The organism is Paenibacillus dauci (genome assembly GCF_000971985.1).
In the GTDB taxonomy this organism is placed as follows: domain Bacteria; phylum Bacillota; class Bacilli; order Paenibacillales; family Paenibacillaceae; genus Saccharibacillus; species Saccharibacillus dauci.
Genome location: NZ_KQ040799.1, coordinates 353,565 through 369,056 on the forward strand (window position 1 = coordinate 353,565; position 15,492 = coordinate 369,056).

15 protein-coding genes are annotated in these 15,492 nt (G+C 45.6%); 4 read left to right on the plus strand and 11 right to left on the minus strand.

The window, feature by feature from the left end; translation table 11 throughout:
* Nucleotides 1-69: 69 nt before the first annotated feature.
* On the minus strand, nt 70-732 hold the full coding sequence (locus tag WH46_RS04970) for a response regulator (RefSeq protein ID WP_017813998.1): 663 nt from the start codon (nt 730-732) through the stop codon (nt 70-72).
* Entirely contained in the window at nt 725-1,558 is an 834-nt protein-coding gene (locus WH46_RS04975) for a sensor histidine kinase (RefSeq protein ID WP_017813997.1), read from the minus strand. Before WH46_RS04975 ends, WH46_RS04970 begins: the two co-directional genes overlap by 8 nt.
* A 346-nt stretch (nt 1,559-1,904) precedes the next feature.
* On the opposite strand from WH46_RS04975, the gene WH46_RS24210 reads away from it, so the two are divergent.
* Nucleotides 1,905-2,060, plus strand: a complete 156-nt coding sequence (locus WH46_RS24210; RefSeq protein WP_017813996.1) for a hypothetical protein — start codon at nt 1,905-1,907, stop codon at nt 2,058-2,060.
* Nucleotides 2,061-2,245: 185 nt separating this feature from the next.
* Here WH46_RS24210 and WH46_RS04980 read toward each other — a convergent pair whose 3' ends face one another.
* Nucleotides 2,246-3,112 (minus strand): helix-turn-helix transcriptional regulator, encoded by an 867-nt coding sequence (locus WH46_RS04980; RefSeq protein WP_017813995.1) that lies wholly within the window; start codon nt 3,110-3,112, stop codon nt 2,246-2,248.
* 132 nt (nt 3,113-3,244) lie between these two features.
* Between WH46_RS04980 and yiaY the strand changes: the two genes are divergently transcribed.
* Nucleotides 3,245-4,399, plus strand: a complete 1,155-nt coding sequence (yiaY, locus tag WH46_RS04985; RefSeq protein ID WP_046225932.1) for an L-threonine dehydrogenase — start codon at nt 3,245-3,247, stop codon at nt 4,397-4,399.
* Nucleotides 4,400-4,573: 174 nt separating this feature from the next.
* Here yiaY and WH46_RS04990 read toward each other — a convergent pair whose 3' ends face one another.
* Both WH46_RS04990 and WH46_RS04995 read right to left on the minus strand, forming a co-directional pair.
* Nucleotides 4,574-5,119 (minus strand): glutathione peroxidase, encoded by a 546-nt coding sequence (locus WH46_RS04990; protein ID WP_017813993.1) that lies wholly within the window; start codon nt 5,117-5,119, stop codon nt 4,574-4,576.
* 222 nt (nt 5,120-5,341) lie between these two features.
* On the minus strand, nt 5,342-6,154 hold the full coding sequence (locus WH46_RS04995) for a formate/nitrite transporter family protein (protein WP_046225933.1): 813 nt from the start codon (nt 6,152-6,154) through the stop codon (nt 5,342-5,344).
* Between the two features lie 512 nt (nt 6,155-6,666).
* Between WH46_RS04995 and WH46_RS05000 the strand changes: the two genes are divergently transcribed.
* Nucleotides 6,667-6,969, plus strand: coding sequence for a hypothetical protein (locus tag WH46_RS05000; protein ID WP_017813991.1), 303 nt, complete (start codon nt 6,667-6,669; stop codon nt 6,967-6,969).
* A gap of 143 nt (nt 6,970-7,112) precedes the next feature.
* Here the strand turns inward: WH46_RS05000 and WH46_RS05005 are convergent, their stop codons facing one another.
* Nucleotides 7,113-7,682 carry a DUF420 domain-containing protein gene (locus WH46_RS05005; RefSeq protein ID WP_046225934.1) on the minus strand — a complete coding sequence of 190 codons (570 nt, stop codon included), beginning with the start codon at nt 7,680-7,682 and terminating at the stop codon, nt 7,113-7,115.
* A 131-nt stretch (nt 7,683-7,813) separates the two neighbouring features.
* Complete coding sequence (locus WH46_RS05010) at nt 7,814-8,095, minus strand: GNAT family N-acetyltransferase (RefSeq protein ID WP_046225935.1); 282 nt, start codon at nt 8,093-8,095, stop codon at nt 7,814-7,816.
* Between the two features lie 253 nt (nt 8,096-8,348).
* Here WH46_RS05010 and WH46_RS05015 point away from each other — a divergent pair, with 253 nt between their 5' ends.
* Nucleotides 8,349-9,944 carry a methyl-accepting chemotaxis protein gene (locus tag WH46_RS05015; RefSeq protein ID WP_046225936.1) on the plus strand — a complete coding sequence of 532 codons (1,596 nt, stop codon included), beginning with the start codon at nt 8,349-8,351 and terminating at the stop codon, nt 9,942-9,944.
* A 152-nt stretch (nt 9,945-10,096) separates the two neighbouring features.
* On the opposite strand, the gene WH46_RS05020 is transcribed toward WH46_RS05015, so the two are convergent.
* From WH46_RS05020 to WH46_RS23255, 4 genes are all read right to left on the minus strand, one after another.
* On the minus strand, nt 10,097-10,867 hold the full coding sequence (locus WH46_RS05020) for an NAD-dependent epimerase/dehydratase family protein (RefSeq protein WP_046225937.1): 771 nt from the start codon (nt 10,865-10,867) through the stop codon (nt 10,097-10,099).
* Entirely contained in the window at nt 10,864-14,340 is a 3,477-nt protein-coding gene (locus WH46_RS05025; protein WP_052714120.1) for a PAS domain S-box protein, read from the minus strand. Before WH46_RS05025 ends, WH46_RS05020 begins: the two co-directional genes overlap by 4 nt.
* 352 nt (nt 14,341-14,692) lie before the next feature.
* Nucleotides 14,693-14,854, minus strand: coding sequence for a hypothetical protein (locus WH46_RS24215; protein WP_197088247.1), 162 nt, complete (start codon nt 14,852-14,854; stop codon nt 14,693-14,695).
* 154 nt (nt 14,855-15,008) lie between these two features.
* Nucleotides 15,009-15,470 (minus strand): SRPBCC family protein, encoded by a 462-nt coding sequence (locus WH46_RS23255; RefSeq protein WP_017813984.1) that lies wholly within the window; start codon nt 15,468-15,470, stop codon nt 15,009-15,011.
* Nucleotides 15,471-15,492: the final 22 nt, after the last annotated feature.

The window sequence follows — 15,492 nt, forward strand, 5'->3', positions numbered from 1 at the left end:
ACATCCTCCGGGGGAAAATGACTACATAGGGCTATATAACCGTCATTCACCGGTTCAAATTTGAATGAATTATGGACGCGGACGCTGATCCGAAGCCAATCCCTGCTCCAGAGCATACCTGGTCAGCTGCACACGGTTCTCCAATTGTAGCTTTTGCAAAATATTTTTGAGATGATTTTTGACGGTCTGCTCGGAGATGACGAGCTCGGCAGCAATCTCCCGATTGGTCATACCGGAAGATACCCATTGCAGAATCTCCCGTTCCCGGCGAGTAAGTGTATCGGCAGCCGGATCACTCTGTGTTTTGCCAAAGGGAAACTCCTGCAAAATACGATGTGCAATCTCCTGACTCATGCCTTCCCGATCAGATGCTACGCTGCGCAGGTATTCCAGCCAGGTCGAAGGCGGTAGACTTTTGAGCAGATACCCCTGTGCACCCTGCTTGATCGCTTCGAACAGATGAGCCGCATCATCCGATACAGTCATCATAATAATTTTCACATACGGAAATCGCAGCTTGATCAGCCGCGTCGTCTCCAGTCCGTCCATTCCTTTCATGGAAATATCCATCAGAATCAGATCCGGCATCCATTTCTCCGTGAATTCAAGTGCTTCCTGCCCACTCGCTGCCGTACCGATCACTTCAAACATCGGCTCTTCCGACAAAATCACACTGGTCGCCTCCCGGGCATGAGCATGATCATCCACGATCAATACACGTACTCTATCCATGTCTGCTGCCTCCTGTCAGTATAAAACGGGTCCAATTCTCTTCTCGCCGAAGCGCAAAAGTCCAGCCTCTTAGTTCGGCTCGCTCCGCGGTAATACGAAGCCCGAATTTACCCGGGTCTGCCAAATCCTGTTCGTCATATCCGTGTCCATCATCCTGCACGGTCACCTGCCAATCGCTGTCCTGCTGTATACCGGAAATTGTCGCATGTCTTGCTCCTGCATGCTTGTGAATATTAAGCAGTGCTTCCCGAATACAGGCGAGCAGCTCGGCTTGCTCATCCGGACGCAGCAGCCCTTCATCCAGCTGCCAGTCCAGCTCCACTTTGACCCCGGCCAGCGGAATCATCTCGCAGATCCGGTATTCCAGCGAAGTGGCTCCGGCGTCCTCCTGTCGCGGCGAATATTTGAGATTGGCAATTGACTGGCGTACATCATGATTTGCTTCGCTGACGGTACGACTGATATCGTTCAGCATCTTATGCACTTCGGGATCATCGAATCGGCGGCGCGCCTGATCCAGCTTGACGCCGAGCAGGAACAGTGATTGCGCCACTCCATCATGCAGCTCCCCGGCGAGCAGCTGCCGCTCTTCCAGCTTGCCCTTGGCAATCCGTTCCTGGTCCAGAGCTGCCTGCGTATGCTCCATCATTGTAAACATCCGGCGCAGCAGTGTAACACTGACAATATAGACAATAACCGGCGACAGCCAGTTACCCGCTTCCATGGACAGATACGGCATCAGCAGTTGATGCCTTACATACTCCCATAACCCAATTGTAACGGTCGGTAAAAACAAGATGGTCCATTTCATCCAGCGATAAGACATATCATTCTCCTTTATCCGGCTCTAAGGTATACATAAATCGACAGGCTGATTTCGCCACTTCAGTATCGCTTTGCTGCATCTACTGTTGTATTATCCCATGACTGAACCGTGTATAACCTGTGAACAGTTGAATATTTTGCAAAAAAATTTAGATAAATGATTTGCAATTCACTAGTTGAATGCTTACAATGAGAATGTAGATGTGATAATGATTATCATTCCTGATGAATTGATAATACATTGATAATTCCTGAATAAGGAAATCCTGTTACTGCTGCAATGTGCACTTTGTGCCTCATTATATACGCGCTGCTATCCCTGCGCTTTAAAAGGAGACGGAATCTTGATGAACGCAATGACCCAAAAAACCTCACTACAAATCGACGATTATCTCGATCTTCTCAATCTGGCTGTTCATGTGGGTGACCACAGGTGGCAAAAAGAAATTATCCGCAAGCTGGAATATTTGAAAAAGTGCTCTGTTCCTTCCCGCAGCCGCTAGTAATCTGCTGCCTACTGTACAGACGCATCCATATATGACAAAACCGACCCGGTAAAAGGAGTCGGTTTTTTTGTGTATTTACAAGCTAACTTCTACCTGCAATTATATATTCCTATCTATATGTGCCGTTATCTGGCTTAAGATAGCCTGTGCTTCAAGTCGTCTAGCAAACTCTAATGCTGCAATTATGCTGACGGATGGAGGCCTAGCTGGTACTGCTTTGGAGTGACTCCGTATTTTTTGCGAAACAGTCCGATAAAGTGAGAAATATTATCATACTGAAGGCTCATCGCTACCTCGGTAACTGTGTGATGTCGAAGCATTTGGCGGGCTTCTTCCAACTTGCGGTTGGTAATATATTCTCGTGGTGTCAGTCCAGTCAGCTTTTTGAACCGGCTTGTAAAATTGGTATGTGACATCTGGTAATGACTGGCCAGATCGCGAATATGATGAATCGTACTGATATGATCATTAATATCGCGGATCGCTTGATGAACCGGATCACTGCGATCCAGCTTCAGCAGCTGCTCCGCTCCCTGTACGTGAAGCAGATGGTAGGTAAGCTCCTGGGCAGCCAGATCAATCAGAAAGCGACGATCCTCATCATGCAGACTGAGATGACGCCGAATCCGCTGAATCGTATGCTGAAGGTCACGGCTCTGATGATTCACCGCACAGCGCAGTATAGTACCGTTATCGATCGTAATAGATGTACACAGTTCTTCCTCCACGACAGGATGCAGCCGTGCAATCAGCTGATCACTCAGTTCAAATACCAGCGCACGCGTCGGTACGGGAATCTGAATTTCAACGCGGGAATGTGCCGGCAGCAGCAGCATTTCACTCCGGTCATGGGTAAAAAAGTTCTCTTTGATGCCGGCGCGTACATTTTTTTGTCCTTCCAGAACCGTACATAGCTTCGGAGACTCATAAGCGGCATAATTTTCGCTATAATTCTCTGGCAGATCATAATACAAAATACGCAGCAAATCCGTCTGATACCCATACTGAAGTTCGTCATAACGGTCAAAGCCATGCAATGCCTGTTCCATAGACTCTCCCTCTTTGAAACCACGAATATTTTACGGCAATAATTGATATTTTTGTATTCGTTATCGGGCTACACTTAATAAAGTAAGTATAACTCAATTGCTTCTAACATCCAACAAGCGAGGTAGATCAGTATGGCAGGTAAAGCAAAATTCATGATGCCCGGTATGAGTCTGATGGGCTCCGGTTCCCTGCAGGATGCCGGTGAGGAAATCCGCAAACTTCAATATCACAAAGCATTGATCGTTACGGACCAACCACTAGTTGATATTGGTATTGCTGGCACAGTAACCGATATGCTGCAACAGATAGGTATTGCCTCAGCGATTTACAGCAGCACACGTCCCAATCCGACTGTTCGCAATGTAAATGAAGGACTGCAGGCATATACCGATAATAGCTGTGACTGTATTATTTCTCTTGGCGGAGGCTCACCGCATGACTGTGCCAAAGGTATTGCCCTGCTCGCGACCAATGGCGGTAGTATTGAAGATTACGAAGGTGTAGATCGTTCTGCACAGCCAGCCGCTCCACTGATCGCGATTAATACAACTGCCGGCACCGCTAGTGAAATGACCAAATTCTGCATTATTACCGATGAAGTTCGTCATGTAAAAATGGCTATTGTAGACAAGCATACAACTCCACTAATCGCTGTTAATGATCCGCAGCTAATGATGGCTATGCCCAAGTCACTGACAGCAGCTACCGGTATGGATGCACTAACTCACTCGATTGAAGCTTATGTATCTACCGATGCAACACCGATCACGGATGCCTGTGCACTCAAAGCTATAGAGCTGATTCGCGATTATCTAGTTCGTGCTGTAGATAACGGACAGGATGCGGAAGCACGTGAACAGATGGCTTATGCCGAGTTCCTGGCCGGTATGGCTTTTAACAATGCAGGTCTTGGCTATGTTCATGCTATGGCCCATCAGCTGGGCGGGTTCTACGATCTGCCTCATGGCGTATGTAATGCTATTTTGTTACCTCATGTAGAACGCTATAATATGCAGGCTGCTGCAGAGCGCCTCACGACTATCGCCTATACGCTTGGTGAGCAGGTCGACTTGTCACGTCCCGAAGAAGGAGCAGAGTTGGCTATTCAGGCAATTGAAAAGCTGGCCCGGCGAGTCGGTATTCCTGCTGGTCTGCAAGAGCTTGGTGTCAAAGCTGAAGACTTTGATACGCTGGCTGCCAATGCCATGAAAGATGCCTGCGGGGTCACTAACCCGATTCAACCTTCCAAGGAAGATGTAATTCATATGTTCGCGAGTGCGATGTAAGACAGGCAGTTCTCTCATTTTCTCCTCTATCCTTGGATCTGCATAATTCTGCAGTATCCAAAAAGCCCGGTGATATGCACCGGGCTTTTTTTGTACAATTTATTTTAATGTGTAAAATGATGTAGGTTTGTACGAAGCAAAACTTTGTTATGGACCGAATATTTATCGTTGCGATTAGAGCAGCGCTTCAATATCCTCTTCAAGATCGTATGGATCGGTTGTAGGTTCAAAGCGTTTGACTACTTCACCGCTGCGGTCAATCAGGAACTTGGTAAAATTCCATTTGATTGAATCGCCCGGCATATATTCCGGATGACGCTCATGCAGCAGAGGCAGCAGGATTCTGGCTACCGAATGCCTCATATCAAAGCCTTCGAATGGCTTGGAATCGGCCAGATACGTAAACAAAGGATGCGCATACTGATCACGTACATCCACCTTTTGGAACATCGGGAATGTAACACCGTAATTCAGCATACAGAAAGCCTGAATTCGTTCATTACCGTCAGGTTCCTGATCAGCAAACTGGTTGGAAGGAAAACCGAGTACAATGAATCCTCTGTCTTTATAACGATCATATAACTTTTGTAAATCTTCAAATTGAAAAGTAAAACCGCATTGACTCGCTGTATTAACGACCAGAATAACCTGATCACGATATTCCTCCAAAGATACTTCCTTACCAGCCATGTTGGTTGCCGCAAATTGATATACACTCATAATTCGTTTTACGTTCTCCTTTGATTACAATAATTTAGTAGCCTATTATATTGTAACCAATGTAAAACATATTTGAAACTATAGTCCTAATATATTTTTAAATATTAAAGGTATTAAGAACTATAAAATCAATTATTTTGTCGAATCAGGAATGGATTGACAGGAATTCGTTTATATTGCAGCTTATATTTCTCAAATCGTTACATTATTCTGTTCTGAAATCTATTCGTTCTGATCGTCACCATGGTCTTCTAGATGCGTTCCCATAAAAGGCTTATTTACATAGTAGTACATCATCGACATAAAGACCGAACCACCAATCAGATTGCCGAGTGTTACCGGGATCAGATTATGAATGACGCCAGCGAAATTAATTGTCGATGGATGATCGACCACAAGCGCAATTGCAAAAGTACACATATTGGCAATACTGTGCTCATAGCCCGAAATAAAGAAGCAGAATACAAACAGCATCATGCAGAATAGCTTCGCCACTTCATTTTTAAGCCCCATTGGAATAAAGAAGGCCAGACAGACGAGCCAGTTACACAAAATAGCCCTGAAAAACAGCTGCGAAGTAGGTGCCTGCATCTTGTGTTCCACCACATTCAGCAAAAAGGCATTGACCGAGTGATCCGAATAAAGCCCGGTCAGGAAGATCAACAGCGCAAAAGCACAGGCTCCCATAATATTGCCGATATAACTGGTCACCCACATCTTCACGACCTGCAACCAGCGTAGCTTGCGAATCAGTGCTGCATAGGAGTAATAGAACGTATCCCCTGTAAACAGATCCCCTCCGCCCAGCGAGATCAGAATAATCGCCGCACCAAAGGTAAGGGCTGCCATCGGGTAGGCAGCAGGCGATTCCACAGCATAAAAGAAATTGCCTGTCTTAAAAGCAACAATAACGCCGAATCCGATAAACATACTTGCCAGCATTGAGCGCGACAGGTAGCGGAGTATGCTCTGTCTGAAGATCATATTCTTTTCCAGTGCCAGCTTCTCCACCTGTTTTAACGATTGTAGTTCCATTCATTCACCATCCTAGTATGAATTCGATTTGATTGACTCCCTGCTTTCCAGGCTGCATCGATAGCTACTCCTGATTGTTCTACAATACCATATCCGTATAATCGTATGATTATGCAGAACGATTTCATTATAGAATTATCTACACGCAAATGCTCTATTTTAACCCGTTTCTTTTAGCCTATCCCCTACTAGACTATAAGACATAGGAACATATTCCTATTCTTCGACAAAATATGACCAAAGTCACTAAAAGCTATTAACTTAGTAAAACAATCTGCCGAAAAGATATTATAAGCAAAGGCAGTCACAAATTGGACACATCATTTTCCTGTAACCAACGATTATGGTGTTTTAACACCTAATCTTGATGATATATAGATGTTATCAGTAATTAATTCATCTCAACGTCGGTTTTTTTATGAAAAGAATAACATATTTAAGCTCATTTTAATGAACATTTTGTGAAACTGTGTTAATGTAAATTTACAATCAAAATTACGAGGTGACCGAAAATGACAAACCATAGCAAAGTACAGCAACTTCGGGAATTGCTGCCACAAGAACAACAAGGAATTACACGCTACGTTGAACATGCTCTGCAATCGATTGATGAACTGGTTGAAAAACATCGTCAGTATACTGCTTCTCTGGCAATCTACGGCGATCGTATCAACGGTAACGAAGAACGTGTATACCGTGATACCATTTCCGAAATCAAAGCACAGCTGATCGAGACACTGGAAAGAACAGTCGAAGACTTCTCCCATCTGGGTGACAAGAACTGGAGCAAAAACTACAAAGACGGTATCAAGTAAGAATTCTCTTTCTTGCTTGATGCATCAATTATGGTATAAACCGACATTCCATGAGATGATGATTAGATATAGCACCTGTACTCTCTATAGCAGCACAGCAAAAAACCGTGGCCCGGGAAGCCACGGTTTTTCTTTTGTGTTCTTTATTTGTAATAAGGCGCCATCATCAGATAGACAATTACCCCGGTAGAACTTACATACAGCCAGATCGGCATCGTCCAGCGGACGATTTTTTTGTGCTTGGCAATCTGCATCGTCCATCCCCATACCAGTGCGAACAGTGCCAGCGGTACGATAATCGCAGCCAGGAAACTGTGCGTGATCAGAATGAAGAAGTAAACGGTACGTATAAATCCTTCACCGCCATATTTGGCTGTCTCCGGAGAGAGGTAGTGAAATGTTAGATACGTAACCAGGAACAGCAGTGTTGACGAGAAGGCAGCCAGAATAAATCCCCGGTGCAGCTTAATATTTTTTTTCAAAATCGAGATCAGTGCAGCGACGAGAAAAATGAAAGTAAAGCTGTTAAAAATCGCATTCATCCGCGGCAGCAGTGTAATATCAAATCCAACCGTTCCTTTGTAACCGATAGCCGGTGAGAAAAACAACAGCAAAATGATGACGTTCGCAATTACAGATACGGTAATAATCAGACCTGTAAAGTTCTTGTTGGTCGTTGGCTTGAGATTGCCGGTTTGTGTACCCTTGTCCATGTGTACTCTCCCATCCTTGCGATTCATACTGGGAATATCGAAATATCCTCATTATATTATATTTTAATAAACCGGATAAGGATAAGCAGATTGGTGACAACAGTTTGAACGTTTTGGCAGGATACCGATTTTTAGCTGTCTTTGCGCCAGATATCATGATATTCTTCATTGCGCTTGAACTGTGCGAGCGCATAAGAGCATGCCGGAACAACGGTCTTGCCCTGCTCGCGGGCCACATCCACTACACGCTGTACGAGCTGCTGACCGACTTTTTGCCCCCGCAGTTCTTCCGATACAAAAGTATGATCAATAATGATCGACTTTTCGTCATAAGGACCAAAGCCGATCTCTGCTTTGGGCTCTCCATCTACTTCCATTACGAATCCTTTATCATTCTCTACAATGTTTTGCATGATTTTCGCTCCTTCCGAAATAGACAATATATCTTTTTTATCCCCGCAATTCCTCATGACGAAACAATCGGCTATCTGTAGGTTAACGCGATTCCATTCTTCTCTATCCTTTAAAATTCTATATTCTAGGATATAAATTTATTAATTCTTTATATGTAAAATAAATACATTTAGTACTTAGTGCCTATTACCAGATTTTTACTGATGTCGAAATATATATTGAGTCTTAAGTTAACTAACGGAGGTAACCTTTATGAAATGGTTTCATAATTTAAAAACATCAGCCAAGATTATATCTTCATTCATTTTAATCGTGCTGATCTTGATTGCTTTTGGCGTATATAGTCTCCACAACCTGGAGCAAAGTAGTGAACGAACCAGTCAGATATCCGGCAACAATCTGGTATCTGTACAAAACCTGCTCGGTGTACAAGTCTATTATCAGCGTCTGAGAATCGCTGTCCGTGATCTGAATACAACAACCGACCCTGACAAACAGCAGACCTACCTGGACAAAATAACTCAATTCAAAACCGGTATTGATACCAATATTAGAGCGTATACACCGCTTGCTTCTACAGCTACAGAACAACAAGGAATCCAACAATTCAATGCTGCTTATGCCAAATATATTGAACTGTATAATCAGGCAACCCGTATGGCACAAGTTCCGGGTGCTGCAGGAACGGCAGCTTTTATCCAGTTCAAAGACAATACCCTCAAACAGGCTGGCGATGAGCTCGGAACGATCCTCGACGGACTGATTGATTACAATGCCAAAGTTGCACAGCAAGCCAGCACAGATGCAGCTAGCGATTATCAAAAGGCCCGCACACTAACTATTACTATTCTTGTATTTGCTGTTATCTTCAGTCTCCTGCTGGGCTATTGGATCGCCCATATGATCTCTACACCGCTCAAGAAACTGTCCGCGTTGATCTCTCAATTTGCTGCTGGCGATCTGAGTGGTACATCGGATATTGATACTCGTGATGAAGTAGGCCAGCTGGCTGCTTCTGTTAATACCATGGCAGACAATCTGCGTGATCTGATCGCACGTATCTCCATGTCGTCTCAGAGCGTAGCTGCCGCTTCCCAGGAAATCTCCGCTACTACGGAGGAAATCGCTCATACAAGCAGCACCCAGGCAGAAGCTTCCGCTTCCATTACCGAATTGTTCAAGGAGCTGTCTGCGGCTATCGATTCTGTCGCCCGTAGTGCTACCGAGACGGCAGAGCTGTCCAACCACACTCTGGATATGGCCCACCAGGGTGGACAGGTGGTTGACCAATCCATGATCAGTATGCAAAACATGAATACTTCTATACAACGCCTGGAAGAAGATTCCCAGCGGATCGGTGAAATTATCAGCGTAATCGACGATATTTCCAATCAAACCAATCTGCTTGCACTGAACGCCGCCATTGAAGCTGCACGTGCCGGTGAACAAGGCAAAGGCTTTGCTGTTGTTGCTGATGAAGTACGCAAGCTGGCCGAACGCAGTATGGATGCTACCAAGCAGATCTCCAGCATTATCAAAATCATGCAAAGAAATACCCAGGATAGTGTATTATCCGTACGACAAAGTGTAGAACAATCGACGCAGACGGGTGATTCTTTCCAAAAAATCATTCGTATGGTGAATGATTCTGCTATTCGTGTCAATGATATCGCAGCGGCCTGTGAGCAAGAATCCGCTCAGGCAAACGAGGTCATGTTCTCTGTCGAATCTATTGCTGCTGCCAGCGAAGAATCTGCAGCGGCGGCTCAGGAAACTGCAGCCTCTTCTCAATCCCTCGCCAAGCTGGCTGAGGATCTGAACGACTCTGTATCTATTTTCAAAGTATAAAATCTGTAGAGTCCATTTATCATTCGTCTTATTAAGGCAATATCAAAAAGCCTGTTCACCCCTGCTATTTCTGATTAACAGAAATAACGGAAATGAACAGGCTTAATTTTTACTCATAGATAAGCAACTACGCGGGACAGCCAATCCTATTGCTATCCTTCCTGGCCACCCTGGTAAATGGTCTCGTCCTGTGGAAGATCTTTCTGTCGACGCTGCTCTTCTGCGAGCAATTCGGCTGCATCATCCTGCGGCTTGTAGCCGATCTCCTGCTCCAGATAGCCGATATCATAATAATTATCCGTATTGGCTGATGTTCCATACAGATTCATATAGGTATGGCGATCATCCGCCTCGATGCAGCAGCGCATTAGCTGCACCATATCCCGTTCCGATATCCAGATATGCGTAGCACGCTGGGAATGGGGACGGTCATCACCGGGAAAATTACCAATACGTACATTAAAGGAAGACAACTGATGCTGATCGGCATACAATCTTCCCAGCAGCTCGATATAACACTTACTCAGTCCGTAAATGCTATCCGGACGATAAGGATCGTTCACATCTACCTCTTCACCGACCTTATAGAATCCGGTCGCATGGTTGGAGCTGGCGAAGATCAGACGGCGTACACCTTTTTTGCGTGCAGCTTCATATAGATGATAGGCACCGCTCACGTTTACCGGTAGCGCCACACCCAGAAAGTCGTCATTATCTTTTTGCCAGCCGATATGGAGAATGGTATCTACGTCCTGCAGCATCTCTTCAATACGCTCCGGATCGGTAATATCCAATCGGCGAATCCCCTGCGTCTCGTTCTCTTGTATATCGGTTGCAATCACATCGTACTCTTCCTTCAATCCCTGGTAGAGCGTACTGCCGATGCGGCCGCCAGCTCCTGTAATGAGTAGTTTGCGCTTCATAGTAATCCTCCCTGATCGAGTTGTTGGAGATGATACGCACATTCTTTGAGAATACGATCGACTTCCTGCAGACGCAGCGGCTTGCTGATAAAGTCCTGCATACCTGCACTCAGACACATCTGACGATCTTCATTACGGGCAAATGCAGTCGTAGCCACAATCACCGGCTGTTCATGCTGCCACAGTCGATTGCGAATCTCGCTGGTCGCTTCAATCCCATCCATCTCCGGCATCTGGATATCCATAAATATCAGATCATACGGATGCGTAAGCGCAGCAACGACTGCTTCCCGCCCATTGTAGGCAATATCCGTCTGGTAGCCGAGTTTGCGCAGCATTTCCTGCATCAGCTTCTGATTGACCGGATGATCCTCGGCAACCAGAAGCCGCAGCGGTCCATATTTGCCGGAAGTACCTGTATACGCCGGCTGCTCGATAGCCACGGTTTCTACAGATTCCGTAGAATAATCCTCCACCACATACTGCAGCGGCAGTACAAAGCGGAAAGTCGCTCCCATGCCTTCTTCACTATCTACACTGATTGTACCGCCCATCAGTTCAATCAGCTTTTTACAGATCGCCAGTCCCAGACCGGTTCCTCCATATTTACGGTTAATTGCCGGATGCAGCTGGGAGAAGGATTGGAATAGCAGCCCCTGCTTATCACTGGAGATCCCGATACCGGTATCACTAACCTCAAATTCCAGTACACATTCATTGGCACGACGTTCCAGCTGGCGCACCGACAGATTTACACTGCCTTTGTCAGTGAATTTGATGGCATTACTGATCAGATTCACCAGCACCTGGCGCATACGGGAAGCGTCACTGATAATTGTTGTCGGAATCTGGTCTTCGGTCTGGTAATTCAGCTCGATCTTTTTCTCGGCAGCACGTGCAGAGAATAGATCAAACACACTATCTAGCAGTACATTTAGCTGGATTGGCTCATGATCCAGTACCATTCTTCCTGCTTCGATGCGGCTGAAATCCAGAATTTCATTCAGAATATGCAGCAGGGAATCACTGCTATCACGGATAATATCGATATAGCTGCGCTGTTCTTCATCGAGCGGAGTATCTGCGAGCAGACCAGTCATCCCAATAATGCCATTCATCGGTGTACGAATCTCATGGCTCATAATCGCCAGGAATTCCGACTTGGCACGATCTGCCCGTTCTGCTAGTTCCTTGGCACGAATGATCTGTTTCTCGTTGGTAATATCGTTAAAGACCACTACAGCTCCCTTGCGCTGTCCGCGATCCCAGATTGGTGTAATCCGGTAAGAGACGAGCACGCTGGAACCGTCCTTGCGCAGGAATATGGCTTCCTGTTCTTCATAGGATGTTCCTTCCCGCAACGCCTGATCGATCGGATTATCTTCCGGCGTGTAGGTTGTACCGTCCGCATGAGTCAACTGGAACATATCCAGCAGCAACTGGCCAGCCAGCTCGCGTGTACTGAATCCCAGCATCCGGGTTGCTGCCGGGTTGATAAAGGTAGCCCGGCCCTCATTATCCAGTCCGAAAATACCTTCCGAGACGGAATTGAGGATCAGTGTATATTCATTACCGAGCTTCTCGATCTGCTCCATATGAAGCTTCATTTCGGTAATATCCGTCGCAATTCCGTATACGCCCACGATTTGCTGATCTACTACAATTGGTAGATTTACTACACTAATACGCCGATATTCGCCGCCTTTTACTACAACCTCGGATTCATAGGATTGCGGCTTACCGCGCAGTGCCTGTTCAAAATGCTCCGCTGTATCGTAGATACTCTCCGGCGCGATAAAGCATTCAAACGATCTGCCGATCAATTCATCTTCCGATCGGCCCATGAGTACTTCCATCTGGGCATTAATCGTCGTATATCGTCCCTGCGTATCAAATGAAAAAACACTTGCCGGATTATAATCAAACAGCGATTTGTACCGCTGTTCGCTCTCTTGTATTAGTAAAGAAGCCTGGCGACGCTCGGTAATATCCCGGGCAATCAAGATCATTTCCTTGACCTGGCCTTCTTCATCATAAATATAGCGTCCGGATGCTTCCAGCCAGACATATCCACCGGACTTGTGCCGATGACGGTAAATGACCGGCTTGGGCTGTTCGCCAGCCAGATGCAGATTCGTATACTGCTGTACGGCGGCTATATCGTCCCTATGCACGTAATCCAGGCTGTGCTTTCCTTCCAGTTCTTCCGGCGGATAACCGAGAATACTGTAACAGGCTGGTGAGCAATACAGATAGATAGCATCCTGCACAGAATGGCGGGAAATAAAGTCCAGCGACTGCTCCGAGATCAGTCGGTACTGCCGCTCACTTTGTTTGAGCCGTTCTTCCATTTCGATCCGGTCCGTAATATCCTGCGTCATCCCGATAATCTGCACCGGCTGCGATTGGTGATCTACTGTGACATTCCAGTGCGACTGCAAGTAACGAACCGAACCGTCTGCAAGTATGACACGGAAAATATCTTCACCGTTGCTGCCGGTCTGCATGGATTGCCGAAGTTTGGCCTGCAGAGAAGGCAGGTCTTCCGGATGGACAATCTCTCTAACCTTTTCGATAGGTACTTCGGTATGTTCGAAAAGATAGCTGAACAGCTCTTGTGTCTCACTGCCTACTACCACGCGATCTGTGGACATATCCCAGTCCCATGAGCCAATATGGGCGATCCGCTGTGCTTCTCGCAGACTGTCTTCATACTTTTTACGCTCATTGACGTTACGTCCAATCCCGAGTACCTTGGTGATCGCGCCTTCGTTGTCACGAACGACCTGGAATGAAATCTCAAACCACAAATAATAGCCCTTTTTGTGCTTGAGACGACGGGTCATCATACCCTGATCCAAATAACCCTGACCACTGGCGATCATCCCCTGCGAATCATCTGCATGGTAATACTGCATCCGGTTTTGGCCGATCATTTCTTCCGGTGTATAGCCCAGGACAGTATAGAAAGAGTCCGATACATAACGCAGAATGCCATCGGGTGTACTGTAAGAAACCAGATCATTCGCATGTTCAGTAATCAGCCGATAGATTTCCTGATCCACGCCGGACAGGTACGTATGATGATTAACCGGTTCAATAGTCTGAAATTGTGCAATATAGTACAGGGTTTGTCCAGTGGCATCCTGCACAATAGACACTTCCACACCGATCTGCAGCATATGGCCGAGACGATGCTTGTAATATTTGCGGGTACAATATGAATGGTTCTGAGAGACAGCTGCTTCCGACGCAATCGTTGTGTATGGATAGGCGATCGGACTTGCCGGGTGAACAAGATCTTCTTCACGCAGTGCATACAGTTCGCTCTCTTCATAGCCAAGCAGCTGACAAAGTGCAGGGTTAACCTGCGTCCATGTGCCATTTTCAGGCTCAATCACTGCAATCCCTATAGAGGCAGCATGAAAAATATGTTCGTAGATCATTCGGTCATGTCCTGATTGATTAATCACATTAGTCCCCTCCAATAACACCACTTGCCCGGATGCTTCTTTGTCTGATTGCTTGCAAGAATGTATTTGTTATATTTTCTAATTTATATATCTAGTTTATATGTTTGAGATTATATAATGCAGATTACCCTTTTATGGGTTAACCGAATAGCGCTGTAGCGTCTTTCTTACACGAAATGTAGCTATGCTGAAGATCCGAATAATTTTATTTTCCCACTGGTCAAATAAAGAACATAATGAAAAAGACACCGGCGCTGCCATGTGTGCATCACCAGTGTCTTGCGTATGACCTCACTGCCAGACTGACTTGCAGCCCAAGCAGAATAGGTTAGACTTTAAACTTCTTAATTGCCTATTGATTAAGATTCGTTGTTGTCGTTGTACTTTTACCCTGACGCATAGCGCCGGAGATATTACGTACCTGATTCATTACTTTGTCGCGAGCACCTTTGTTACGCATCAGATATACAGCACCCAGTCCAATTGTTGTCCACAGAGCTTTTCTTCCAGTCATGATGTTCTTCCTCCTTAGATGTTCAATTGTTTTGCTTTCTTCTTCGCGTTGTTGCTTAACTACAATTTACCCTTCTCTGTAGAAAGTAAACATGCGCGTTTACATTATTCTATTTCTGTATTCTTTTATTAACGAATAGATACTATCCTGCTCATCATAGCAAAGGGCTTCTCAAATAATCAGATAATCCCCGAATCCCTTCTCCTACTACCCGGTTATGATTCCAGATAAAAAAAGGTCTCATCCATGGCTCGCATAGATTCATCCAGAACTTGCGCGTCTGGGCTTCCCAATAATAGTGCAGCCGTGTACAGTTGCCCACCTGCTCCAAACGAAAGACCCCATACCCTTTTAGATCACCGGAAGCTTGCAGACGGATCAGATAGGGAGCCTGCTTCTCAATAACATGAAAATGAAAAGACAGACTGTACCACAGCTTGGTCTTCATATTCATCAGATACTTGTCTCCAATACCGGCAGGGTGATCTTGGTCGTTCAACTTGTCAAAAGATACACCCTGCCAGCAGTTAATCTGCTCAAAATGACTGATCAGATGCCATACATCCGATATGTCTGCCTCCAGCAGCCAACTGTCTGTAAACTGATACTTGCCCATCCTCAACCCTCCATGCATTCAT